The organism is Rhodococcus sp. S3 (assembly GCF_058211795.1).
The window spans coordinates 450,146-474,807 of record NZ_CM177074.1; the positions used below are offsets into that span (position 1 = coordinate 450,146).

At 67.7% G+C, this 24,662-nt stretch carries 19 protein-coding genes, 2 rRNA genes and 1 riboswitch; of the genes, 16 read left to right on the forward strand and 5 right to left on the reverse strand.

What is annotated here, in order from left to right; translation table 11 throughout:
* Window positions 1-192: 192 nt before the first annotated feature.
* From AC0LPE_RS02105 to AC0LPE_RS02120, 4 genes are all read left to right on the forward strand, one after another.
* Window positions 193-3,326 (forward strand): 23S ribosomal RNA (locus AC0LPE_RS02105).
* A gap of 105 nt (window positions 3,327-3,431) precedes the next feature.
* Window positions 3,432-3,548 (forward strand): 5S ribosomal RNA (gene rrf / locus AC0LPE_RS02110).
* 104 nt (window positions 3,549-3,652) lie between these two features.
* Window positions 3,653-4,222: a putative immunity protein gene (locus AC0LPE_RS02115; protein ID WP_051033076.1), complete on the forward strand. Its 570-nt coding sequence runs from the start codon at window positions 3,653-3,655 to the stop codon at window positions 4,220-4,222.
* A gap of 75 nt (window positions 4,223-4,297) precedes the next feature.
* Complete coding sequence (locus AC0LPE_RS02120) at window positions 4,298-4,543, forward strand: hypothetical protein (protein WP_088899779.1); 246 nt, start codon at window positions 4,298-4,300, stop codon at window positions 4,541-4,543.
* A gap of 12 nt (window positions 4,544-4,555) precedes the next feature.
* Here the strand turns inward: AC0LPE_RS02120 and AC0LPE_RS02125 are convergent, their stop codons facing one another.
* Both AC0LPE_RS02125 and AC0LPE_RS02130 read right to left on the reverse strand, forming a co-directional pair.
* Window positions 4,556-5,935: a M1 family metallopeptidase gene (locus AC0LPE_RS02125; RefSeq protein WP_423659219.1), complete on the reverse strand. Its 1,380-nt coding sequence runs from the start codon at window positions 5,933-5,935 to the stop codon at window positions 4,556-4,558.
* Window positions 5,902-9,807, reverse strand: a complete 3,906-nt coding sequence (locus AC0LPE_RS02130) for a Pls/PosA family non-ribosomal peptide synthetase (RefSeq protein WP_145692868.1) — start codon at window positions 9,805-9,807, stop codon at window positions 5,902-5,904. Before AC0LPE_RS02130 ends, AC0LPE_RS02125 begins: the two co-directional genes overlap by 34 nt.
* A gap of 165 nt (window positions 9,808-9,972) precedes the next feature.
* Window positions 9,973-10,090, forward strand: a riboswitch (SAM riboswitch).
* A gap of 68 nt (window positions 10,091-10,158) precedes the next feature.
* Between AC0LPE_RS02130 and AC0LPE_RS02135 the strand changes: the two genes are divergently transcribed.
* Window positions 10,159-11,472, forward strand: coding sequence for an aminotransferase class V-fold PLP-dependent enzyme (locus tag AC0LPE_RS02135; RefSeq protein ID WP_088899071.1), 1,314 nt, complete (start codon window positions 10,159-10,161; stop codon window positions 11,470-11,472).
* Between the two features lie 208 nt (window positions 11,473-11,680).
* Window positions 11,681-12,313 (forward strand): hypothetical protein, encoded by a 633-nt coding sequence (locus AC0LPE_RS02140; RefSeq protein ID WP_490605512.1) that lies wholly within the window; start codon window positions 11,681-11,683, stop codon window positions 12,311-12,313.
* Window positions 12,314-12,375: 62 nt separating this feature from the next.
* On the opposite strand, the gene AC0LPE_RS02145 is transcribed toward AC0LPE_RS02140, so the two are convergent.
* Together AC0LPE_RS02145 and AC0LPE_RS02150 are read right to left on the reverse strand one after the other, a co-directional pair.
* Complete coding sequence (locus AC0LPE_RS02145) at window positions 12,376-12,906, reverse strand: winged helix-turn-helix domain-containing protein (RefSeq protein WP_145692866.1); 531 nt, start codon at window positions 12,904-12,906, stop codon at window positions 12,376-12,378.
* Between the two features lie 219 nt (window positions 12,907-13,125).
* The gene (locus AC0LPE_RS02150; RefSeq protein ID WP_088899068.1) at window positions 13,126-13,599 is read right to left on the reverse strand and encodes a YbaK/EbsC family protein; all 474 of its coding nucleotides are present in this window, start codon (window positions 13,597-13,599) and stop codon (window positions 13,126-13,128) included.
* A 113-nt stretch (window positions 13,600-13,712) separates the two neighbouring features.
* On the opposite strand from AC0LPE_RS02150, the gene AC0LPE_RS02155 reads away from it, so the two are divergent.
* Entirely contained in the window at window positions 13,713-14,543 is an 831-nt protein-coding gene (locus AC0LPE_RS02155; RefSeq protein WP_088899067.1) for a crotonase/enoyl-CoA hydratase family protein, read from the forward strand.
* A 66-nt stretch (window positions 14,544-14,609) separates the two neighbouring features.
* Here the strand turns inward: AC0LPE_RS02155 and AC0LPE_RS02160 are convergent, their stop codons facing one another.
* Window positions 14,610-15,101 carry an inorganic diphosphatase gene (locus AC0LPE_RS02160; protein ID WP_006550524.1) on the reverse strand — a complete coding sequence of 164 codons (492 nt, stop codon included), beginning with the start codon at window positions 15,099-15,101 and terminating at the stop codon, window positions 14,610-14,612.
* Between the two features lie 262 nt (window positions 15,102-15,363).
* On the opposite strand from AC0LPE_RS02160, the gene dacB reads away from it, so the two are divergent.
* From dacB to folK, 9 genes are all read left to right on the forward strand, one after another.
* Window positions 15,364-16,707, forward strand: a complete 1,344-nt coding sequence (dacB, locus tag AC0LPE_RS02165; RefSeq protein WP_016692979.1) for a D-alanyl-D-alanine carboxypeptidase/D-alanyl-D-alanine endopeptidase — start codon at window positions 15,364-15,366, stop codon at window positions 16,705-16,707.
* A complete protein-coding gene (locus AC0LPE_RS02170; RefSeq protein ID WP_172415018.1) occupies window positions 16,704-17,753 on the forward strand; it encodes a zinc-dependent metalloprotease in 1,050 nt (349 codons plus the stop codon). The genes dacB and AC0LPE_RS02170 overlap by 4 nt, the downstream gene beginning before the upstream one ends.
* On the forward strand, window positions 17,729-18,778 hold the full coding sequence (gene tilS, locus AC0LPE_RS02175) for a tRNA lysidine(34) synthetase TilS (protein ID WP_088899065.1): 1,050 nt from the start codon (window positions 17,729-17,731) through the stop codon (window positions 18,776-18,778). Before AC0LPE_RS02170 ends, tilS begins: the two co-directional genes overlap by 25 nt.
* 12 nt (window positions 18,779-18,790) lie before the next feature.
* Window positions 18,791-19,345: a hypoxanthine phosphoribosyltransferase gene (gene hpt, locus AC0LPE_RS02180; RefSeq protein ID WP_016692982.1), complete on the forward strand. Its 555-nt coding sequence runs from the start codon at window positions 18,791-18,793 to the stop codon at window positions 19,343-19,345.
* 252 nt (window positions 19,346-19,597) lie between these two features.
* A complete protein-coding gene (ftsH, locus tag AC0LPE_RS02185) occupies window positions 19,598-22,162 on the forward strand; it encodes an ATP-dependent zinc metalloprotease FtsH (protein ID WP_160876937.1) in 2,565 nt (854 codons plus the stop codon).
* Between the two features lie 49 nt (window positions 22,163-22,211).
* On the forward strand, window positions 22,212-22,898 hold the full coding sequence (gene folE / locus AC0LPE_RS02190) for a GTP cyclohydrolase I FolE (RefSeq protein WP_202400287.1): 687 nt from the start codon (window positions 22,212-22,214) through the stop codon (window positions 22,896-22,898).
* A gap of 32 nt (window positions 22,899-22,930) precedes the next feature.
* On the forward strand, window positions 22,931-23,752 hold the full coding sequence (gene folP, locus AC0LPE_RS02195; RefSeq protein WP_172415020.1) for a dihydropteroate synthase: 822 nt from the start codon (window positions 22,931-22,933) through the stop codon (window positions 23,750-23,752).
* Window positions 23,749-24,132 carry a dihydroneopterin aldolase gene (gene folB, locus AC0LPE_RS02200; RefSeq protein ID WP_490605513.1) on the forward strand — a complete coding sequence of 128 codons (384 nt, stop codon included), beginning with the start codon at window positions 23,749-23,751 and terminating at the stop codon, window positions 24,130-24,132. Before folP ends, folB begins: the two co-directional genes overlap by 4 nt.
* Window positions 24,129-24,653: a 2-amino-4-hydroxy-6-hydroxymethyldihydropteridine diphosphokinase gene (folK, locus tag AC0LPE_RS02205; protein WP_490605514.1), complete on the forward strand. Its 525-nt coding sequence runs from the start codon at window positions 24,129-24,131 to the stop codon at window positions 24,651-24,653. The genes folB and folK overlap by 4 nt, the downstream gene beginning before the upstream one ends.
* The last annotated feature ends 9 nt before the right edge of the window (window positions 24,654-24,662 follow it).

The window sequence follows — 24,662 nt, forward strand, 5'->3', positions numbered from 1 at the left end:
AAGCATTTTCTTCACTACTGCGGGCCCGAGTGCCGGCAGGAGGAAAGTTATATCGGTGCACTGTTGGGTCCTGAGAGAACACGCGAGTGTTTGATCAGCGACGATGTCGAAGAAAGTTCCGTGGTGTCCATGGGGTGAGTATTCGGTGTTGTGTGTTGTTTGAGAACTGCACAGTGGACGCGAGCATCTTTGTTGTAAGTGTTTATGAGCGTACGGTGGATGCCTTGGCACCAGGAGCCGATGAAGGACGTGGGAGGCTGCGATATGCCTCGGGGAGCTGTCAACCGAGCTGTGATCCGAGGATTTCCGAATGGGGAAACCCAGCACGAGTGATGTCGTGTTACCCGCATCTGAATATATAGGGTGTGTGGAGGGAACGTGGGGAAGTGAAACATCTCAGTACCCACAGGAAGAGAAAACAACAGTGATTCCGTGAGTAGTGGCGAGCGAAAGCGGATGAGGCTAAACCATGGGTGTGTGATAGCTGGCAGGCGTTGCATCCGTGGGGTTGTGGGGCTTTTCTTCCCGTCACTGTCATGACGGGCGAGAGTAAGAAACCGGTTGGTTAGTCGAAGTGGTCTGGAACGGCCTGTCGTAGAGGGTGAGAATCCCGTAGACGAAAACTTGCCGGCTCTCGTGAGAAGTACCCGAGTAGCACCGGGCCCGTGAAATCCGGTGTGAATCTGTCGGGACCACCCGATAAGCCTGAATACTCCCTGGTGACCGATAGCGGACTAGTACCGTGAGGGAAAGGTGAAAAGTACCCCGGGAGGGGAGTGAAATAGTACCTGAAACCGTGCGCTTACAATCCGTCAGAGCCGATGCACGATTCAGTTCGTGGTGGGTGATGGCGTGCCTTTTGAAGAATGAGCCTGCGAGTTAGTGGCATGTCGCGAGGTTAACCCGTGTGGGGTAGTCGTAGCGAAAGCGAGTCCGAATAGGGCGCATCTAGTGGCATGTTCTAGACCCGAAGCGGAGTGATCTACCCATGGCCAGGGTGAAGCGATGGTAAGACGTCGTGGAGGCCCGAACCCACTTAGGTTGAAAACTGAGGGGATGAGTTGTGGGTAGGGGTGAAAGGCCAATCAAACTCCGTGATAGCTGGTTCTCCCCGAAATGCATTTAGGTGCAGCGTCGCGTGTTTCTCACCGGAGGTAGAGCTACTGGATGGTCTAGGGGGCCCACAAGCTTACCGAAATCAGCCAAACTCCGAATGCCGGTGAGTGAGAGCGCGGCAGTGAGACTGCGGGGGATAAGCTTCGTAGTCGAGAGGGAAACAGCCCAGATCGCCGGCTAAGGCCCCTAAGCGTGTACTAAGTGGAAAAGGATGTGGGATCGCTGAGACAACCAGGAGGTTGGCTTAGAAGCAGCCACCCTTGAAAGAGTGCGTAATAGCTCACTGGTCAAGTGGTTCTGCGCCGACAATGTAGCGGGGCTCAAGTACACCGCCGAAGCCGCGGCATTCACACAAGCCCGCTTTCTTCCCACGGGGAGGGAGCCAGGTGTGTGGATGGGTAGGGGAGCGTCGTGCAGCCGTGGAAGCGCCGGAGTGATCCAGGTGTGGAGGCTGCGCGAGTGAGAATGCAGGCATGAGTAGCGAAAGACGAGTGAGAAACTCGTCCGCCGGATGACCAAGGGTTCCTGGGCCAGGTTAATCCGCCCAGGGTGAGTCGGGACCTAAGGCGAGGCCGACAGGCGTAGTCGATGGACAACGGGTTGATATTCCCGTACCCGTGTATCCGCGCCCAATGGCGAATCAGTTGTGCTAACCGTCCAAAAGGTCGGTCGTCTCCTTCGGGAGTCGACTGGCTGGCTGCACGGGACCCCGATTGTAGTAGTCAAGCGATGGGGTGACGCAGGAAGGTAGCTGGGCCAGGTGATGGAATACCTGGTGTAAGCCGGTAGGGCGAATGGTAGGCAAATCCGCCATTCATACAGCCTGAGAGGTGATGCGTACCCGTTGAGGGGAATTCAGTGATCCTATGCTGCCGAGAAAAGCCTCTAGTGAGTTGGTACACGGCCCGTACCCCAAACCGACACAGGTGGTCAGGTAGAGAATACCGAGGCGATCGAGAGAACTGTGGTTAAGGAACTCGGCAAAATGCCCCCGTAACTTCGGGAGAAGGGGGACCACGCCCGGTGACGGCCCTTGCGGTCCGAGCTGGGGGTGGTCGCAGAGACCAGAGAGAAGCGACTGTTTACTAAAAACACAGGTCCGTGCGAAGTCGTAAGACGATGTATACGGACTGACGCCTGCCCGGTGCTGGAAGGTTAAGAGGACCGGTTAGCCATTTCGGTGGCGAAGCTGAGAATTTAAGCCCCAGTAAACGGCGGTGGTAACTATAACCATCCTAAGGTAGCGAAATTCCTTGTCGGGTAAGTTCCGACCTGCACGAATGGCGTAACGACTTCTCTGCTGTCTCGACCACAGACTCGGCGAAATTGCATTACGAGTAAAGATGCTCGTTACGCGCGGCAGGACGAAAAGACCCCGGGACCTTCACTATAGCTTGGTATTGGTGTTCGGTTCGGTTTGTGTAGGATAGGTGGGAGACTGTGAAGCGGCCACGCCAGTGGTTGTGGAGTCGTTGTTGAAATACCACTCTGATCGTATTGGACCTCTAACCTCGGACCATGATCTGGTTCAGGGACAGTGCCTGGTGGGTAGTTTAACTGGGGCGGTTGCCTCCCAAAATGTAACGGAGGCGCCCAAAGGTTCCCTCAGCCTGGTTGGCAATCAGGTGTCGAGTGCAAGTGCACAAGGGAGCTTGACTGTGAGACTGACAGGTCGAGCAGGGACGAAAGTCGGGACTAGTGATCCGGCACCGGCATGTGGAAGCGGTGTCGCTCAACGGATAAAAGGTACCCCGGGGATAACAGGCTGATCTTCCCCAAGAGTCCATATCGACGGGATGGTTTGGCACCTCGATGTCGGCTCGTCGCATCCTGGGGCTGGAGTAGGTCCCAAGGGTTGGGCTGTTCGCCCATTAAAGCGGCACGCGAGCTGGGTTTAGAACGTCGTGAGACAGTTCGGTCTCTATCCGCCGCGCGCGTTAGAAACTTGAGGAAGGCTGTCCCTAGTACGAGAGGACCGGGACGGACGAACCTCTGGTGTGCCAGTTGTCCCGCCAGGGGCATGGCTGGTTGGCTACGTTCGGAAGGGATAACCGCTGAAAGCATCTAAGCGGGAAGCCTGTTCCAAGATGAGGTTTCTCACCCCCTCGAGGGGGTAAGGCCCCCGGCAGACCACCGGGTTGATAGGCCGGAACTGGAAGCCCAGCAATGGGTGGAGGTGACCGGTACTAATAGGCCGAGGACTTACCACGAAGATGTTACGCGTCCACTGTGCGGTATCTGAAACAACACACACATCAGATATCGGGAATCCCCTTGGGGGAGAACCGAATCCGATGCGTGAAGTTTCATAGAGTTACGGCGGCCATAGCGACAGGGAAACGCCCGGTCCCATTCCGAACCCGGAAGCTAAGCCTGTCTGCGCCGATGGTACTGCACTCGACAGGGTGTGGGAGAGTAGGACACCGCCGAACACCCGTTACCGAAGACCCCCAACATTGTTGGGGGTCTTCGGCTTTGAGGAGGGGACCCGCTTTCGCGGGTCCCCTTTTCTCGTATGCGGACATCCGTCCGACCTATGCTCGGAGTTGTGGGACGGATCGAGCCGGCGACAAGTGTGTTCGGTGATTTCGAACTCACCATGGACGAATTGCGGGCGGTCGCCCGATACGTGACGGAGAGCGCCCAGGCCGTGCTCCCCGTCTTCGAAGAATCTGTGCCCGACGACCGTCGTCCACGTGCAGCACTCGACGCGGCTCGGGAATTCGTCGACGGTGCGCGACGAACGAGACTCCAGCGCGTCACCGCTCTGGATGCCCACCGGGCTGCAAAGGACGCACCGACCGAGGCGGCGTCCCTTGCCGCACGGTGCGCCGGTGATGCCGCGGCGGCTGCCTATCTGCACCCCATCGCGAAGGCCACTCAGGTCGGGCACATCCTGCGTGCTGCAGCGAGTGCCGCTCGCATCGCCGAACTCCGCGCTGACGGCGACCCGGGAGCCGCGGAGGACGCGCTCGACGACGCCCGGCGACGCGCGACTTCCGTGGTGGTCGACGTCCTCTCCAGATATCCGCTCGCGCCCACGTCGAGAAGTCGGGTCGGAGAGTTGATGAGCGCACTGGATACGTCTCTACGTCGTCGGACCTAGACGACATCCGGAGGGGGACCCGATGCTCGGATCCCCCTCCGGATTCCCATCCCCCGCGACCGGTGCCCATCCCAGATGTACGCCGAGTCGAGCGCACAACTCGAACAGGTGCTGATCGACAACCAGGCACGTTCGGAGGGTGTCGTGGTGGAGTCGGGCATGAGGTACGCGACGACGACGAAGGTCGAGGTCCTGTTGTTCGTCGACCAGAGCGTCACGAACACCCTCGTCCCCGAACCGCGACTCGACCGCAGCCGTGTGGTCATGACGATGGAACTCGTCGACGGCCGGTGGCTCGCGTCGCAGGTGGATCTGCCCTGAACCGGCGTCGCGTCAGGCTGTCGGTGCCGGAGGGAGCTCTCGTGTGCTCAACCACGCCTCCCACAGCGGCCGGAGCGAGACGTCCGAGAAACGCGCGGCGAGATCCTTGAACTGTGCCGTCGTCACGTTGCCGTGCCGGTGTTCCGCGGTCCACGTCCGCAGGAGGGTGAAGAACGGCTCGTCGCCGAGTTGCGTGCGCAGGGCGTGCAGGGTCAGTGCCCCGCGCTTGTAGATTCGGTCGTCGAACATGTCCTTCGGGCCCGGATCCTCGAGCAGGATGTCCTGCGGCTTGCGGGCCAGTCCCCGGTGGGCGTCGAGTGCGTGCGCGTGCGCCGACCTGCCACCCGAGTTCTCCGACCACAACCATTCCGCGTAGCACGCGAATCCTTCGTGGAGCCAGATGTCGCACCAGCGGTTCAACGTGAGGCTGTTGCCGAACCACTGGTGCGCCAATTCGTGTGCGACGAGCCGTTCCTCGCGGCCGGTGCCGTCACAGAAGTTCGCGCCGAAGATCGACAATCCCTGCGCCTCGAGGGGGATCTCGAGGTCGTCGTCGGTCACCAGAGCGGTGTAGTGCGCGAACGGATACGGGCCGAACAGGCGCGTGAACAACTCGAGCATCTCGGTCTGGCGAGCGAAGTCCCGATCGAACTCCGCGCGCAGGCGAGGCGGGTGGATGCCGTATTGCGGTACGGGTTCCGTTGCGAGGGTGCGTATCTCGTAGTGGCCGGTCTGGACCGTGGCGAGATAGGTCGCCATCGGTTCGGGTTGCTCGTACACCCGGGTGGTGCGGCTCGCCTTCGTGGTCTTGTGCACGAGCGTGCCGTTCGCGATCGCGACGAACGGAGCGTCGGTGGTGACGGCGATACGGTAGGTGGCCTTCGAACCGGGATGGTCGTCGCAGGGGAACCAGGTGGGTGCGCCGTTGGGCTGGCTCGCGACGAGCGACCCCTCGTCGAGTTCCTCCCAGCCGACCTCACCCCACATCGTGCGCAGCGGGGTGGGCGTGCCCGAGTACTGCACACCGAAGACGAGGACCGCCCCGGCGGGGAGTTTCTCGGCGGGGGTGACGGTGAGCTTGCCACCGCGATGCGCGAACTTGGCGGGACGTCGCCCGTTGACGGTCACCTTCGCGACCCGCATCGACTGCGCGAGATCGAGTGAGTACTTGGCGCGCACGTCCGTCGTCGTGGCGATGATCTTCGCTCGGCCGTCGAGCCGGTTGGACACGACCTTGTAGGTGAGTTCGAGTTCGTAGCGGGAGACCCGGTAGCCGCGGTTCCCGCTCTCGGGCAGATAGGGGTCGAGCGGGCGGTCGGCGGCGACCGGCGCGACGGGCTTGGCGGCCTTGATGGGCTTCACCGCGGCGACCAGTCGTTCGGTGTGGTCCACGGCGTGATCGGATTGCCCTGCCAGCGAGTGGACGGCGGGACGACGTCGCCGCGCATCACCAGTGAGGCGGGGCCGACGGTGGCACCGTCGCCGATGCCCGAGGCGGGCAACGCGACGCATTGGGGGCCGAGCGTGGCGCCGGCGCCGAGGGTCACGGTGTCCATGGACATGATCCGATCATGGAACAGGTGGGTCTGTACAACGCAACCGCGTTCGACGGTCGCACCGTCGCCCAGCGACACCAGGTCGGCCTCGGGCAACCAGTAGCTCTCGCACCACACACCGCGGCCGATCCGCGACCCCAGCGCGCGCAGCCACAGGTTCATCACGGCGGTGCCCGCCGCGGCCCGGGCGAACCACGGTGCCGCCACGGTTTCGACGAAGGTGTCGGAGACCTCGTTGCGCCACACGAACGAACTCCACAGCGGATGCTCGACGCGGCCGATCCGACCGACGACGAGCCATTTCGCGATCACGGTCACGAGGCACGCCACGGCTCCGGCCACCATGAGCACGAGACCGCCCAGCAGCGCAGCGGCGAGATAACCCAGGTGCGCGGCGAGGGTGTTGAGGGCGAAGAGCACACCGAGCCCGATGCCGTAGGTGACGACCATGGGCACGAGCCGGAAGGTCTCGACCGCGCCCCGTGCGATCTTCAGTTTCAGCGGCGGTTCGAAGGTGCGACTCGCGTCGCTGTCGCCGCTCGCGCGCCGCAGGCGCACCGGGGGACTGCCCAGCCACGACGAACCGGACTTCGCCTTCTCCGGGGCGGCGGAGAGCACCGCGACGAGTCCGTGCTTCGGGACCCGCCGACCCGGCGCCGCCATGCCCGAGTTGCCGAGGAAGGCACGCTTGCCGACCTTCGCATGCGAGATGTACAGCCACCCGCCGCCGAGTTCGTAGGAGGCGACCATCGTGTCGTCGGCGAGGAACGCTCCGTCGGCGACCTTCGTGAACTTGGGAACCATCAGCACGGTCGACGCCTCGACGTCCTTGCCGATGTCGGCGCCGAGCAACCGGAGCCAGATCGGGGTGAGCATCGACGCGTAGAGCGGGAACAGGAAGGTGCGCGAGGAGTCCATGAGGCGCTCGGTGAACCACACCTGCCAGCCCACGCGGCTGCGCACGGGATGCCAGCCCTCCGTCATCCCGACGGCGAGCAACCGCACCGCCGTCAGGGTGAGCAGTGCGAAGACGAACATCGTCAGCAGCGCCGCGACGGGCAGCATCGCCAGCGAGTGCACCACGGCATCGGAGACGGTGGGGGTGTCGTGCACCCACCACACGAGAAGCGCGACCCCGGCGGCGATCGAGACGACGGGCAGGCCGCCGAGCAGGATCGACGACAGGGCGTAGACCGGCACCCACCTGCTGCCCCGCGGCGGTGTCGCGGCGGGCCACGGCCGGTCGGCCTTGCCGGCCTTGCGGGCGGGGGAGCCGGACCAGTTCTGCCCGGCCTTCACGCGGCCGAACACCGCGGATCCGGCCTCCACTTCGGCGTTCTTGCCGATCCGTGCGCCGGGGGCCAGGAACGATCGGGCGCCCACCGTGGCGCCGGCACCGATCCGGATGCTTCCGATGTGGACGACGTCGCCGTCCACCCAGTAGCCGCCGAGGTCCACCTCCGGCTCGACGGCACACCCGTCGCCGAGTTCGAGGAGACCGGTGACGGGCGGAAGACTGTGCAGGTCGACGTCGCGGCCCACCTTCGCTCCCAGCGCCCGCGCGTACTGCCGCATCCAGGGAGCGCTCGAGATGTTCACGGCGCCCACGGCCTCGGACAGTCGCAGGGCCGTCCACAGCCGGAGGTGGACGCTCCCACCGCGGGGGTAGCTTCCGGGCTTCATGCCGCGCAGCAGCAGACGTGAACCCGCGACGGAGATCGCCATGCGCCCGACGGGCGTGAGGAACAGCAGGACACCGAGCGTGACCCACCACCACGACAGGGTGACGGTCCACGGCACGTCCACGACGAGCGCGACGAGGTTGTTCAGGATCGCCAGCCAGGTCACCCACTGCAGTCCGGTGAGGGTGGTGACGACGGCGGTCACCGCGATCTGACCGAGCTGCGCGAGTCGCGGCACCGGGGTCACCTCGCGCGGGGTCGCCGCTTCCGTCGGCGCGAGTTCGTCGAGATAGACGGCGAGCGATCCGAGCCTCGGGTGGTCGTACAGTTCCGCGACCGTCATCTCCGGATACCGGCTCCGCAGCGCCGTGACGAGTTGCGCCGCCGCGAGGGAACCACCGCCGAGTTCGAAGAAGTCGTCGTCGACGCCCTCGATCCGGGCGCCGAGGATGTCGGTCCACAGTTCGGCGACCCATTCGGCGGTGGGATCGAGACCGAGTGCTTCCACCGAGTCGGCATCGGCGCCCGGCAGCGGCCACGGCAGAGCGTTGCGGTCGACCTTGCCGGACGTGCGGGTGGGGAGTTCGTCGACGAGCGCGAGGCGCGGGACGAGCGCGGCGGGGAGCTGTTCGGACAGCAGGTCGTGGGCCGAGGCGATGTCGAAGTCCGGATCGGTGGAGGCGATGTATCCCACGAGGATCGAATGCCCCGCGGCCGTCCTGCGGACCGCGCACGCACCGCCTGCCACGCCGGGCAGGTTCTGCAGTGCGTTGTCGACCTCGCCGAGCTCGATGCGGCGGCCACCGATCTTGACCTGGTCGTCGGCGCGCCCCTGGAACAGCAGGCCGGCGCGGTCGAGCGTCACGAGATCACCGCTGCGGTAGGCGCGGTCCCAGCCCAGAGTGGGCATGGGAGCGTACTTCTCGGCGTCCTTCGCCGAATCGAGGTAGCGAGCGAGACCGACACCGCCGATGACGAGTTCACCGGACGCGCCCTCCTCGACGGGGTTGCCGTCGGCGTCCACGACGGCGAGATCCCATCCGTCGAGGGGCAGGCCGATGCGGACCGGTCCGGTGCCGTCCATCAGCGACGCGCAGGCCACGACCGTCGCCTCGGTGGGGCCGTAGGTGTTCCACACCTCGCGTCCCGGAACGGCGAGACGTTCGACGAGATCGGGTGGGCAGGCCTCGCCGCCGAAGATGAGCAGACGCACCGCTTCGAGGGCTTCGGCCGGCCACATCGCCGCGAGGGTGGGCACCGTGGAGACGACGTTGATGTTGCGGGAGACGAGCCACGGCCCGAGGTCCATGCCGGAGCGGACGAGCGCGCGGGGCGCCGGAACCAGGCAGGCGCCGTGCCGCCACGCGAGCCACATCTCCTCGCACGAGGCGTCGAACGCCACGGACAGTCCGGCCAGGACGCGGTCGCCGGGGCCGAGCGGCGCCCCCTGGCAGAACATCCGCGCTTCCGCGTCGACGAAGGCCGCCGCGTTGCGGTGGGTGACGGCGACACCCTTCGGTGTTCCGGTCGAACCGGAGGTGAAGATGATCCACGCGTCGTCGTCGACGTTCGGGCCCCGCACGGCCGGGGTGCCCGACGGCGGTGCCGTGCCCGGTCCGATGCCCTCGTCGGTGACGATGGCGGTGACCTGCGCTTCCGAGAACACGAGTTCGGCCCGCTCGTCGGGATCGTCGGCGTCGACGGGGACGTACGCGGCGCCTGCGGCGAGAATGGAGAGAATCGTCACATACAGGTCGCTGCGCCCGGAGGTCATGCGCACCCCGACCCGGTCGCCGGCCCCGACGCCGGCGTCGTTCAGCGCGTACGCACCGGCGATCACCGCCTCGACCAGTTCGGCGTATTCGAGGACCGTCGAGCCGTCGTCGATCGCGGGGGCGTCGGGATGTGCTTCGGCGGTGCTCCGCAGCAGGTCGACGAGGGTGCGGGCGGGTGGGGCGTGCGACGCGCGGAGGAACTCGTCCGGGATGGGGGACCGGCCGACGGGGGTCGAGGATATGGCTGGCAACTCCGCGGGTCCTTCTGCTCGATGGATCTTCCGGTTATCTCACGTCCGGGTGGACGACAGGTGAACGTTCGGCGCGCAGAACGCGTGTCGTCCTCGTGCGGAGCCGGGCGACACGGGGCGGTGCGGGGTTGACACGGCACGGTCGTCCTGCCATTCTCTTCGCCAGGTCATGAGTACCAGCGTCAAGCCCCGGCTAGCTGGTCGGCAACCCTCCAACCGCGGTGGGGTGCTCCGGGTGACGACCGGGCCGTGAATCCACTACCGGACACGGCAAGCGCGGACTCCGTCGGCGACGAGAATTCTCCGTCGTAGGCGTCACCGGCGGGTCCCCGAGTACACGAGGGATTTGTCATGACTGCTGTAGCCACCGCCACCTGCGTCGCTCCGTTCGCCACCGTTTCCGGCTGTGACGTGCAGGTTCCGCTCGTCCAGGGTGGTACCTGCACCTACGCGAACTTCGACTACGCGGCGAGCGCACCGGCGCTGTCCGCCGTCACCGACCGCATCACCGAGCTGCTGCCCTTCTACGCGAGCGTGCACCGCGGCGCCGGCTACGCCTCGCGGATCAGCACCACCGCCTACGAGGACGCCCGCACCTCCGTGTCGCGCTTCGTCGGCGCGGCCGACGACCAGGTCGTCGTCTTCACGCGCAACACCACCGATTCGCTGAACCTGCTCGCGAGCGCGGTGCCCGGCGATGTCGTGGTGCTCGACATCGAGCACCACGCGAATCTGCTGCCCTGGAAGAACTCTCGCATCGTCGAGGCCGCAGACACTGTGTCGGAGACGGTGTGGCGCCTCGCGGTCGAACTCCAGCGCGCCCCCGCGGCCCTGCTCGCCGTCACCGGTGCTTCCAACGTCACCGGTGAGGTCCTGCCGATCGCCGAACTCGCCGAGCTCGCACACGCTTCCGGTGCCCGGATCCTCGTCGACGGTGCGCAGCTCGTGCCCCACCGCCGTGTCGATCTCGCCGAGCTCGGCGTGGACTACCTCGCCTTCTCCGGCCACAAGCTGTACGCGCCGTTCGGTGCGGGAGCGCTCGTCGGCCGCCGCGACTGGCTCGACGCCGCCGAGCCGTATCTCGCCGGTGGCGGCGCGGTGCGCGAGGTGCGCCTCGATCACACCGAATGGGCCTGCGCCCCTGCGCGTCACGAGGCCGGCACCCCCAACGTGCTCGGTGTCGCTGCTCTTGCCGCCGCGTGCGATGCGCTCGCCGGTTTCGACTCCGACGCGGTGACCCGTCACGAGGAGGCCCTGTGCGCCCAGCTCGTCGACGGTCTGCAGACCATCGACGGTGTGGAAGTGCTTCGGCTGTGGAACGATTCGGCCGACAGCGTGGGGATCGTCACCTTCACGGTCGACGGCTACGAGCCCGGCCACGTCGCCTCCTATCTGTCCGCCGAGCACGGCATCGGCGTCCGTGACGGACGTTTCTGCGCCCACCCGCTGCTCGCACGGGTCGGTCGCGCCGGCGGAGCCGTCCGGGCGTCGCTCGGACTCGGCAGCTCGTCCGACGACGTCGAGCGGCTCCTCGGAGCGCTCCGGTCGCTGGTCGAGAACGGACCGACGTGGGTGCACGCGAAGACCGACGGTGTGTGGAACCCCTCGCCGGAGACGCGCCCCGGTCTCGGAGCGACCGACGGCGACGCATCTCCGTGCGTCTAGCGGTCGACAATTCCCCATAGGATCAGTAGGGTAATTCGCATGGAACGGACGAGGACGATCGCCGCGGCACGCTGGTGCCGTCGCCATGTCGACCTCTGCCGTACGGCATCGGGAATCTGTCCGGACTGAAGGTCTTCTCCCTCACAGTCTTCCGGCTCACAGGCCGATCCCTCCGTGCCGCTCCGCGGCCCGTACCGAGAGGCATCCCATGTCCGTCGCATCCACCGTCACCCCTGTATCCGCAGATCCGGCCACCGCAGACCCGGCCGTCGTCGAGTCCGCCGCGATCCGGCCGTTGCGTGTCGCCGTCGAACTCACCGGTCACTCCGGGCCCGACTACTGGGCCGACCTGACCCTGGGACGTGCCGGCGACCCGCCGCTCGACCTCAGCGCCGATGTATCCAACGTCGTGCGGGTGCGTGCCGCCGACCTGCGTGAGGCCGGGAAACTGCGCGACCGCATCCGTGCGGAGGCCGCCGAGGAGGGCCGCGATCCCGATTCGGTCACGGTGCTCGTCGACGTCGAGGTCATCCTCGCGTCCGATGCCCGCACCGCGCGCACTCGGCGTACCCGTCCGGAATCCACTCGCGGGGAGGCCGCCACGCTGTCCTACGTCGGAACGCCCCACGGTCTCGCCGGGCTGATCGCCGACATCTACGCCGTGCAGGTCGCCGACGGCGTCACGCTGATCCCGCTCGCCGCGCCGTTCACCGTCGAGCATCTCGTCGACGGAACGCTGCCGTGGCTGGAGTCGCGCGGCCTCATCGAGGTCTCACCGACCGTCGTCGAGGTCCTGCGCCGGTTCGGTGAAGGTGCCCAGGCATCCGTGCGCGCTTCCTGACATATATCCGTATCACGAAGGAGGGGCAGGAGTTTCGACTCCTGCCCCTCCTTCGCATGCGTTCACGCCGTGCGGCGGTCGAGTGCTTCGACGACGTGCACGCGCGGATCGGGATCGAACCGGTAGCCCGACCCGCGGACAGTGGTGATGATGTTGCCGAAACGTCCCAGCTTGGAACGGATCCGGGAGACGTGGACGTCGACACTGCGGTTGCCCCGGTCGGTGTCGAAGTCGTCGTTCTCGGAATAGCCGGCGCCGAGCGGCCTCAGTGCCGCGCGGGACACCACGACGCGGGGCCGGCGAACCAGGTGCGCAAGAATCTCGAATTCGCTGTGACTCAACTCGACCCGCTGATTGTCGAGCACCAGCCCGCGGGCCGGCAGATCGATCACCAGAGGGGTCGGGCCGGGGCTGAGGAGGGTGTGGGTGCGCGCACCCGGGAGCAGATCGAGCGCGGTCTCCCGCAGGGCGTCGGCGAGGGCGGCGAGGTCGCCCGCCGACCCGGCGTTCGTGTCCGAGATCTGCACGATGAGAACGAGTTCGGGTGCATCGACCGAGCTGCCGGGCGGGTTCTCGATGGAGGACGTGGTCATGGAAGGGCTCCGCTGGTCGGAAGGTGAACGGCGCCGGACAGGCGACTACCCGCAGTAGTGCGGCGCCGGGAAAGAGGAAGGGATGGTGCGGATCTCAGAACGCACAGAGGCACGAGCGGGTACGGCACAGGTCGACATGCCTGCGGCTCCACGCTCGGACTGTCACGACGGAGAGTGTACCCGGGTGGAGATGCCGGCGGTACCGGTAGGTGGGCGGTCTCAGTCGACGTCGACGTCGATCGCCGCGGTGATGCGCATGAGCTCCGAATAGACGGTCCGGAACAGTGTGTTCGGGCATCCGCCCGACGCCCACAGATCCGGGTAGTGCTGCAGCGCACGGTCGATGTAGGTGGGCAGGTTCGTGGGATGACCGAGTGGTGCGACGCCACCGAGCGGCTGGCCGGTGACCTCCGTGACCAGATCGGGGGAGGCCGGCACGAGCTCGCCGCCGAGCCGCTCGCCGGTCCGTTCGACCGACACGCGGTGCGCGCCGGACACCAGCAGCAGGATCGGGTCGTCGTCGAGCAGGAAGACGAGCGACTTCACGATCGCGCCCACCTCCACACCCACCGCGGCGGCGGCCTGCTCGGCGGTGTGCACGGTCTCCGGCTGCTGGACGATCAGACCGTGATGGCCGCGGGCGATGAGCGTGTCCGAGACGCGGTGGGCATTCGGATGCAGCGACCTGGTCATGGATCAAGAGTAGGAAAATCGCCGCGCTATGGGCGCGGTTCCGAGGACGCATCGTCGTCGTGTCGTGGGGTGCGGTCGGTGCGAAACGAAGATCCACAAGTTACTCTTCAGTAATGTCCGATCACTCGCCCTGGAAAGCGTTCACCGTCGAACGCAAGGATCACGTCGCACAGGTCACGCTCATCGGCCCCGGCAAGGGCAACGCCATGGGTCCCGACTTCTGGGCGGAACTGCCCGTCCTCTTCGGTGAGCTCGACGCCGACCCCGAGGTCCGCGCCGTCGTCCTCGCCGGTTCCGGCCGGAACTTCTCCTACGGCCTCGACCTCGTCGCCATGGGCGGCAGCCTCGGCGCCGTCGTCTCCGGCAAGGCGCTCGCGAAGCCGCGCACGGACTTCCACACGCTGATCAAGAGCATGCAGGCGGCCATCACGGCCGTCGCCGACTGCCGCAAGCCGGTCGTCGCCGCGGTCCAGGGCTGGTGCATCGGCGGAGCGGTCGACCTCATCTCCGCCGCCGACATCCGCTACGCGAGCGCCGATGCGAAGTTCAGCGTCCGCGAGGTCAAGGTCGGAATGGTCGCCGATGTCGGCACCCTCGCCCGGCTCCCGCTCATCATCGGCGACGGTCACGTCCGCGAGCTCGCGCTCACGGGCAAGGACATCGACGCCGCCCGCGCCGAGAAGATCGGTCTCGTCAACGACGTCCACGCCGACGCCGACGCGGTGCTGGCCGCGGCCCACGCGACCGCCGCGGAGATCGCCGCCAACCCGCCGCTCGTCGTCCAGGGCATCAAGAACGTCCTCGACCACACGCGCTCGCCGCAGGTCGACGACAGCCTCCGCTACGTCGCGGCGTGGAACGCGGCGTTCCTGCCGTCGGAGGACCTCACCGAGGCGATCACCGCCGTCTTCGAGAAGCGCCCGCCGCAGTTCAAGGGCGAGTAGGCCCGCATACGACGGATCCCCCGGACGATCGCATCGTCCGGGGGATCCGTATTTGCAGGCTCTGTGTCAGTGCCCGCCGTTGTTCTTCAGGCGCTCGACCGACGCGGTCACCTCGGCCTCGGCCTCGGCGCGACCGACCCAGTCGGCGGCCTCGACGTGCTTGCCCGGCTCGAGGTCCTTGTAGTGCACGAAGAAGTGCTTGATGGCGTCGAGTTCGAACTGCGAGACGTCGCTGATGTCCTGGACGTGATCCCACCGCGGGTCGCCGGCCGGGACGGCCAGGATCTTGTCGTCGCCACCGGCCTCGTCGACCATCTTGAACATGCCGACGGGGCGGGCCTCGACGATCACGCCGGGGAAGACCGACTCGGGCAGCAGGACCATGCAGTCGAGCGGATCGCCGTCCTCACCGAGGGTGTTCTCGATGTAGCCGTAATCGGCCGGGTAGCCGAACGAGGTGTACAGGTAACGATCGAGCTTGACGCGTCCGGTCTCGTGATCGACCTCGTACTTGTTCCGCTGTCCCTTGGGGATCTCGATGGTGACCTCGAACTCCACGCCTTGCCTCACTTCGTCGGTGTTTTTCCGGCGGATACGACATCCGTATCTGCGGTGATGGTCCGCAGAGAGGATAACGGTCGCGGCGCTAGGCTGGAGGTGCAGGTACCGGGGCCCCGAGTGCGTCACAGCAGTATGCGGCCGGCAGCGGGAAGTGCGGGTAGCTGGTCGACCAGTGTGTGCAGGATGCAGCGGAGGCGTGTTGACGGGGCAGGGCGGCAACAAGAAGCAGGGTTCACTGGCAACCAGGCGACGACGGAACATGAAGATCCTCTTCGGGATCTGGGGAGCGGGTTTCCTCGCTCTCGTCGTCGGCGGGGCCTTCGCGATCTACGACGTGCGGGCGTCCGCCGGCGCGGTCGTGCTCCCCGCACCGGCACCGGTGATCGCGACCCCCGCGGTCGCCGCGGTCTCGCCCGACGCTCCGACGCCCGACCCGACCTCGCTGGCGGCGGCACTCGATCCGGTTGTGAACAATCCCGGCCTCGGTGACTTCGCCGGGTCGATCACCGACCCCACGACCGGCACTGTGCTGTGGTCGAAGGACGCCGATCGCGCGCTGATCCCGGCCTCCACGACGAAGATCCTCACCGCCGCGGCCGCCATGCTCGTGCTGCCCTCCGACCATCGGATCACCACGCGCGTCGTCGAGGGTTCGAAGCCGGGGGAGATCGTCCTCATCGCCGGCGGCGACCCCACCCTCTCGGCGATGCCGCCCGGACAGGAGAGCTTCTACCCGGGCGGCCCTCGCATCGCCGACCTCGCCGAACAGATCCGGCGCAGCGGCGCGACGGTCGAGACCGTCCTCGTCGACACGAGCCTGTACAGCGGAGATCCGCTCGCCCCGGGCTGGTTCCCGCAGGACGTCGGCGACGGCTACGTCGCGCCCATCGAACCCGTGATGCTCGACGGCGGCCGGTTGCGGCCGCTCGAGGACGAATCGCCCCGCAGCGCGACGCCCGCTCTGGACGCCGGTCGTGCACTGGCGACGGCGCTCGGTGCCGACCCGGCGCGGGTCGCGCCCGGGTCGGCCTCGCCGGGCGCGGCGCCCATGGCATCGGTGCAGTCGGCGCCGCTCACCGTCCGCCTCGGCCAGATGCTGCGCCGATCCGACAACGTCCTCGCGGAGACCGTCGGACGGGAGGTCGCGGTCGCGACCGGCAACGAGCACTCGTTCGAGGGCACGACGAAGGCTGTGACCGGTACCCTGCAGCAAGCGGGTCTGGACGTCACCGGAGTGACGTTGCGCGACGTCAGCGGGCTCTCGGTCGAGAACCGGATCCCCGCTCGCACGCTCGATCGCGTGATCTCGGAGGCGGCCGGACCGAACAGGACGGAGCTGCGGCCCATGCTCGACTATCTTCCCGTCGCCGGAGCGACCGGCACGCTCGCCGATCGCTACGGCACCACGACCCGTGCCGGCGCCGGATGGGTGCGGGCGAAGACCGGCACGCTGACCGAGGTCAACGGACTCACCGGATACGTCGTCGACTCCGACGGCCGCGTGCTGTCGTTCGCGTTGCTCTCCAACGGCAGGTCCCCGAGCGAGGCCCGGCCCGCCCTCGACGCCGTGGCGTCGGTACTCCGCGAGTGCGGTTGCCGATGACCGGCAAGGAGCGGGCACTCGGCGACGCGATCGACTGGTCGTTCGCGGCCGGGGTCGGCGTGCGCCTCACCCGCTCCGAGCCCGCGATGTCGCGGTACACCCGCGACGCGGTGCAGGACGAGTTGTTCTCGGCCGCCGCGCGCGCCGAGGGACCGGTGCGCGAGCACACGCGTCTCGACGACGGAACCGAGCCGCCGCCCGCGCAGGTCGTCGACCGGCCGGGCTGGGTGTGTGCGGCCGCGGCGTCGATGGCCGACCTCACCGCGACCTCGGGCGAGGATCCGGCCGGCTCCTCCCGCCGCTGGGTGGGTAAACCGGCGGGTGCGCAGGCCGGCGCCATGCTCGCCTACCTGTCGTCCGCGGTGCTCGGCCAGTACGACCCGTTCTCCCGTTCGCTGCTGCTCGTCGCGCCCAACGTCGTCGCGGTCGAACGCGCGCTGAAGGTGCCGCCCGCCGACTTCCGGCTGTGGGTGTGCCTGCACGAGGTGACCCACCGCGTGCAGTTCGCGCAGGCACCGTGGATGGCCGAGCTGATGCGCGAGGCCGCCGCCGACCTCGCCACCGCGGTCGAGGAACCGATGGGCGACGTCGCGACCCGCGTGGTGTCGGCGGTGAAGGACCTGCGCACTCCCGGCGACAAGCCGATGTCGGAGCGCGGCATGCTCGGAGTCGTACGGGCGCTGCAGGCACAATCGCAGCGCGAGTCGTTCGACCGGATCCTCGCCCTCGGAACACTCCTCGAAGGGCACGCCGATCACGTGATGGACGGTGTCGGCCCCGCCGTGGTCCCGTCGGTCGCGCGGATCCGGCGGGCGTTCGACAACCGGCGGCACCGCAACAGCAGCCCGGTGCATCGCCTCATCCGGCTCGTCCTCGGCATGGACGCCAAGATGGCCCAGTACGTGCACGGCAAGAAGTTCGTCGACGCCGTCGTCGCGAAGGTCGGCATGGACGACTTCAACGCGGTGTGGTCCGGTCCGGACGCCCTGCCCACCCTGACGGAGATCGACCATCCCGACGCGTGGATCGCGCGGGTGCTGAGCTGATCGTGGCTTCACCGTCGACCGATCGTCCGCTGCTGCCCGAGGCCCCGGCGATCCACGAGGTGCGCCTCGCCGTGCGGGCCTGGCTGGGCGCGCACCCGGCCGACGCGGTGACCGTCGCGTTGTCGGGCGGGGCCGATTCCGCCGCCCTGACCGCCGCCGCCGTCGCGGAGACCGAGGCGGTGCACGCCGTCGTCGTCGATCATCGCCTCCAGTCCGGTTCCGAGGTCGTCGCCGCGCGGGCCGCGGAGTTCGCCCGGGCCCGCGGCTGCGCGACCGTCACGGTGGTCGGTGTGGACGTCACCGGTGGGGGAGGCCTCGAGGCCGCCGCGCGCGCGGCCCGCTACCGGGCTCTCGACGAGAACCGCGACGGACGGCCCGTGCTGCTCGGGCACACCCTCGACGACCAGGCCGAGACGGTGCTGCTCGGTCTCGGCCGCGGCTCGGGTCTGCGTTCGATCCGGGGGATGGCACCCTTCGACCCGCCGTGGGGCCGTCCGCTGCTCGGCGTGCGCCGCGACACGACCCGCCGGGCGTGCGACGAACTCGGCTACCGCCCGTACGAGGATCCGCACAACACCGACGACCGGTTCACGCGCGTGCGTCTGCGCCGCGAGGTACTGCCGCTGCTCGAGGACGTGCTCGGTGGGGGCGTCGCCGAAGCCCTCGCACGCACGGCCGGGCAACTGCAGGACGACGGCCACGCCCTCGATGTCTGGGCCGGCGACCTGCTCGCGACAGCGCGGCGCGAGGACGACCTGCTCGACACCGACACGCTCGCGGCGGCTCCCGCCGCGGTGCGACGCAGAGCCCTCCGATCGTGGCTGATCGATCACACCGTCACGCCGAACGAGACGATGCTGCGGGCGGTCGACGACCTGGTAGTGGCGTGGCGCGGACAGGGGCCGGTCGCGGTCGGGCGGGGCCCGCGGACGGGGACGAGGTTGGTGGTGTCGCGTCGGCGTGGCACGCTTGCCGTGGAGTACGTCGACCGGGCGAAGGTCCGGGCGACCGGCAGCAGAAGGTAGGGAAGGACCCCGGTGTACGAGAACGACATAGCGTCGGTGCTGATCTCCGAAGAGCAGATCAAGGAGCGGACCGCAGAGCTGGCGCAGTCGATCGCCGAGCGTTACCCGGTGGGTGCGCCGGAAGGCGATCTGCTGCTCATCGGGGTGCTCAAGGGCGCCATCTTCTTCATGACCGACTTCGCGCGCGCTCTGCCGATCCCGACGCAGATGGAGTTCATGGCCGTCAGCTCGTACGGGTCGTCGACGTCGTCCTCGGGTGTCGTGCGCATCCTCAAGGACCTCGACAAGGACATCGCCGGCCGCCACGTCCTCATCGTCGAGGACATCATCGACTCGGGTCTGACGCTGTCGTGGCTGCTCAAGAACCTCTCGACGCGCAACCCCGCGTCGCTCGAGGTCGTCACGCTGCTGCGCAAGCCGGAGGCCGTGAAGATCGACGTCGAGGTCAAGGACGTCGGATTCGACATCCCGGACGAGTTCGTCGTCGGCTACGGACTCGACTACGACGAGCGCTACCGCGACCTGCCCTACATCGGCACGCTGGATCCCAAGGTCTACAGCAGCTGACCTCCGGGCGAGCCGGGTCGTGAGGTCCCCCGGCCCGGGGAACTCCGGTTCCGTCCCGATCGTTGTCGATTACGACGTCTTCCCGGTGTCGGCTCCCGCCGGTGCCGGGGCGACTGCTCGTTGCTACGCGGTAACCTTGCGTTGCCTGGTCAGTGACCGTCGCGGCATGCGGCCACCCCGGGCGCGAAGCGCCGCGACTGCGAGACCCCGACGAACTCGATCGAAAGGACCGGCCGCTCGGGCCGAACCTGTATGAACCGCAAGACAGTGTTCCGTAATCTGGCGATCGTCGCCGGCATTCTGCTGGTGATCTACGCCTTCAGTTACTTCGGCGACGACACGCGCGGTTTCACCCAGGTGGACACGTCCGTCGCGGTGTCCCAACTCGAATCGCAGAACGTCAGCGAAGCCCGCATCGACGACCGCGAGCAGCAGGTCCGGTTGTGGCTCGAGAACGGCAACGACGCGACCGAGGGCAGCACCGAGATCATCGCGAAGTACCCCGCGTCGGCCTCCGAGCAGATCTTCGACCTCGTCGCCGCGTCGGGCGCGCAGAAGTACGACACGAGCGTCACCCAGGAGAGCTGGCTGACGTCGATCCTCCTGTTCGTCCTGCCGATGATCATCCTGCTCGGCGTGTTCTTCTTCGTGATGAGCCGCATGCAGGGCGGTGGTCGCGGCGGCATGATGGGCTTCGGCAAGTCGAAGGCCAAGCAGCTGTCGAAGGACATGCCCAAGACGACCTTCGCCGATGTCGCCGGCGCCAACGAGGCCGTCGAGGAGCTCTACGAGATCAAGGACTTCCTGCAGAACCCGGCGCGCTACCAGGCGCTCGGCGCGAAGATCCCCAAGGGCGTGCTGCTCTACGGCCCGCCCGGCACCGGTAAGACCCTCCTCGCACGTGCCGTCGCCGGCGAGGCGGGCGTCCCGTTCTTCACGATCTCCGGTTCGGACTTCGTCGAGATGTTCGTCGGTGTCGGCGCCTCCCGCGTGCGCGACCTGTTCGAGCAGGCCAAGCAGAACGCCCCCTGCATCATCTTCGTCGACGAGATCGACGCGGTCGGCCGCCAGCGCGGCGCCGGCCTCGGCGGTGGGCACGACGAGCGCGAGCAGACCCTCAACCAGCTCCTCGTCGAGATGGACGGCTTCGGCGACCGCTCCGGCATCATCGTGATGGCCGCGACGAACCGCCCCGACATCCTCGACCCGGCGCTGCTGCGTCCCGGCCGTTTCGACCGTCAGATCCCGGTCACGAACCCCGACCTCGCCGGTCGCCGGGCGATCCTCGCCGTGCACTCGAAGGGCAAGCCGATCGATCCCAATGCGGATCTCGGTGCGCTCGCCAAGCGCACGGTGGGCATGTCCGGCGCCGACCTCGCGAACGTCGTCAACGAGGCCGCCCTGCTCACCGCCCGTGAGAACGGCACGGTGATCACCGAGGCGATCCTCGAGGAATCGGTCGACCGCGTCATCGGCGGTCCCCGCCGCAAGAGCCGCATCATCAGCGAGCACGAGAAGAAGATCACGGCCTACCACGAGGGTGGTCACACCCTCGCCGCGTGGGCGATGCCCGACATCGAGCCGGTGTACAAGGTCACCATCCTCGCCCGCGGCCGCACCGGTGGTCACGCGATGACGGTGCCCGAGGACGACAAGGGCCTGATGACGCGTTCGGAGATGATCGCGCGCCTCGTCATGGCGATGGGTGGTCGTGCCGCAGAGGAGCTTGTCTTCCGCGAGCCCACCACCGGCGCCTCGTCCGACATCGACCAGGCCACGAAGATCGCGCGCGCGATGGTCACCGAGTACGGCATGAGCGCGAGGCTCGGCGCCGTCCGCTACGGCCAGGAGCAGGGCGATCCCTTCCTCGGCCGGTCGATGGGCGTGCAGTCCGACTACTCGCACGAGGTGGCACGCGAGATCGACGAAGAGGTCCGCAACCTCATCGAGGCCGCGCACACCGAGGCGTGGGCTATCCTCAACGAGTACCGCGACGCCCTCGACGTGCTGGCAGGCGAGCTGCTCGAGCACGAGACGCTGACCCGCAAGGACCTCGACAGGATCCTGGCCGACGTGAAGAAGCGTCCGCGGATCACGACCTTCAACGATTTCGGTGACCGGGTCCCGTCCGACAAGCCGCCGATCAAGACGCCCGCCGAGCTCGCGGCCGAGCGCGGCGAGCCGTGGCCGCCGGAACCGCCGTCGCTGACGAAGCCGGCACATCAGCACCCGCAGTATCCGGGTCAGGGTGAGGTGCCCGCTCCCGCCGGTTATCAGCCCGGCGCACAGCCGCAGTACCAGCCGGCGAACGGCTACCCCCAGCCCCAGACGCAGGCACAGCCCCACACACAGGCACAGCCCCAGCCGCAGTCGCAGCCGGTCCCGGCCTCCGAGCCGCTTCCGGGCTTCCAGCCGGCGGCTCCGTACCCCGGTGGTCCGCGGCACGCGACGCGGCCCGACTACGGCGCTCCCGCCGGATGGTCGGCTCCCGGCTGGCCGCCGCGCGAGCAGACCCCGCAGGAACAGCAGGGTCACGGGCAGCAGGGCTCGGGACAACCGCAGGGTTACGGGTATCCGCAGGGCCAGAACCCCCAGGGCTACGGACAGCCCGGCTACGGACAGCCTCAGGAAACGCAGAGTTTCGGGCGTCCGCAGGAGTCGCAGGACGCCGACCGTCCGTCGGACTCCGGCGACAACGGTGCGGGAGATGCGCACCGCGGTGACAACCACGTGGGAGACTCGCAACCGCGCGATGGTTACGGCGCTCCCGAGCCCCCTCCCACACAGCGGTGGGAAGGCCCGGCCGGCCGGCACTGATCCGTGTCGGTGAGTCGGTACCGGGCGCACATCGGGACCGTCGGTTCCGATGGAGACGAGTGAGCGAAGAGTGGAGGGCGAGCGGGTGTCGGTGAACCACCTGAAGTCGGATACGGGTTCCGACCCGGAGGATGTGACGACCCACGAGTTGAGCGTGGACGCGGGACGCACGTTCGATCAGGCCCGAGCCGAAGCGGCCGTGCGCGAACTGCTGATCGCAGTGGGTGAGGATCCGGACCGCGAGGGCCTGCGCGACACCCCCGCCCGGGTGGCCCGTGCCTACCGTGAGGTGTTCGGGGGACTGTTCACGGACCCGGACGAGGTCCTCGACACGACCTTCGACGAAGGCCATCAGGAACTCGTCCTCGTGCGCGACATCCCGATGTACTCGACGTGCGAGCACCACCTCGTGTCGTTCCACGGGGTCGCCCACGTCGGATACATCCCGGGCCCGACGGGCCGCGTGACGGGTCTGTCGAAGCTGGCGCGTGTCGTCGACCTCTACGCCAAGCGTCCGCAGGTCCAGGAGCGCCTCACCAGCCAGATCGCCGATGCCATGATGCGCAAGCTGCAGCCGCGCGGCGTGATCGTCGTGGTCGAGGCCGAGCACCTGTGCATGGCGATGCGTGGCATCCGCAAGCCCGGCGCCAGCACCACCACCTCCGCCGTGCGCGGGTTGTTCCAGACCAGTTCGGCGTCGCGTGCCGAGGCCCTGGACCTGATCCTGCGCCGGTGACCGTCTTTCCTGCCGAACAGTGGCCCGTCGTGATGGGCGTACTGAACGTCACGAGTGATTCCTTCTCCGACGGCGGTCGCTATCTGGACCGCGAGACCGCGATAGCCCGCGGCTTCGAGCTGCGCGAGCTCGGCGTCGACATCGTCGACGTGGGTGGCGAGTCCACCCGGCCCGGGGCCGTGCGCGTCGACCCGGAGGTCGAGGCGTCCCGCGTGGCGCCGGTCATCGCGGCCCTGTCGGAGGCGGGCATCCCCACGAGTGTCGACACGATGCGTGCCTCGGTCGCCGAAGCGGCCGTGGAGGCCGGAGTGACGATGATCAACGACGTCTCGGGTGGGCGGGCCGACGCCGACATGGCCGCGGTGGTCGCCGAGGCCGGGGTGCCGTGGATCCTCATGCACTGGCGTCCCCTCGGCGAGTTCGTCCACGCGGGCGGTTCGACGCACTACGACGACGTCGTCCGCGAGGTCCGCGACGAGCTGCTCACGCAGGTCGACATCGCGGTGGCCGCAGGCGTGGACTCCGAGAAGATCGTGCTCGATCCCGGTCTGGGCTTCGTGAAGGAACCCGACCACAACTGGCAGTTGCTGCAGCGTCTGCCCGAGCTCACCGAACTGGGTTTCCCGGTGCTCATCGGGGCGTCCCGGAAGCGTTTCCTCGGTGCGTTGCTCGCGGCGCCGGACGGCACGGTCCGGCCGCCCGCGGGCCGCGAGGTCGCCACGGCGGTCGTCTCGGCGCTCGCCGCCACCCACGGCGCGTGGGGAGTACGCGTCCACGACGTGCAGGCATCCCGCGACGCGCTCGCGGTGGTGCGTGCCTGGCAGCGCGGCAGCGCGGAAGGAGTGCACGCGTGAGCGACCGCATCGAACTACGGGGACTGAGGGTCCGCGGCAACCACGGTGTCTTCGAGCACGAGAAGCGGGACGGTCAGGACTTCGTCGTCGACGTCGTCGTGTGGCTCGATCTCGCACCGGCCGCGGCGTCCGACGAACTCACCGACACCCTGCACTACGGCGAACTCGCCGAGCGTGCTGCGGCGATTATCGCCGGTCCGGGTCGCGATCTCATCGAGACGGTCGCCGGTGAGATCGCCGACGAGGTGCTCACCGACCCGCGTGTTGCCCGGGTGGAGGTCACGCTCCACAAGCCGTCGGCGCCGATCCCGCTGACCTTCGGCGACGTCGCCGTGGTGATCGACCGCTCCCGCAGCGACGCGACGGGGAACGCCTCATGAGTCGTGCCGTGCTGTCCATCGGATCGAACATCGGCGACCGGCTCGCGCACCTGCGGTCGGTCGTCGACGCATTGGGTGAGCGCGTCGTCGCCGTCTCGGCGGTGTACTCGACGGCACCGTGGGGCGGGGTCGAGCAGGAGGACTTCCTCAACGCCGTCGTCGTCGCGGAGGACCCCGCGTTCGGTCCGCACGACTGGTTGCGGTTCGGTCAGGAACTCGAGGAGGCCGCAGAACGCGTCCGGATCCGGCGCTGGGGTCCGCGCAGCCTCGACGTCGACGTCGTGACCTGCGACAGCGGCGACGGTGAGGTGCGCAGCGACGACCCGGAACTGATCCTGCCGCATCCGCGCGCACACCAGCGGGCGTTCGTGCTCGTCCCGTGGCTCGACGTCGAACCCGGAGCGGTGCTCACCGCCGACGGCCGGCAGTTGAGGATCGGCGAGTGGCTGGGCGAACTCGACGCCGCCGAACGTGAGGGTGTGCACCGCACCGACCTGACGCTGACCGGGCCGACGACCTAGGGGCGCAGC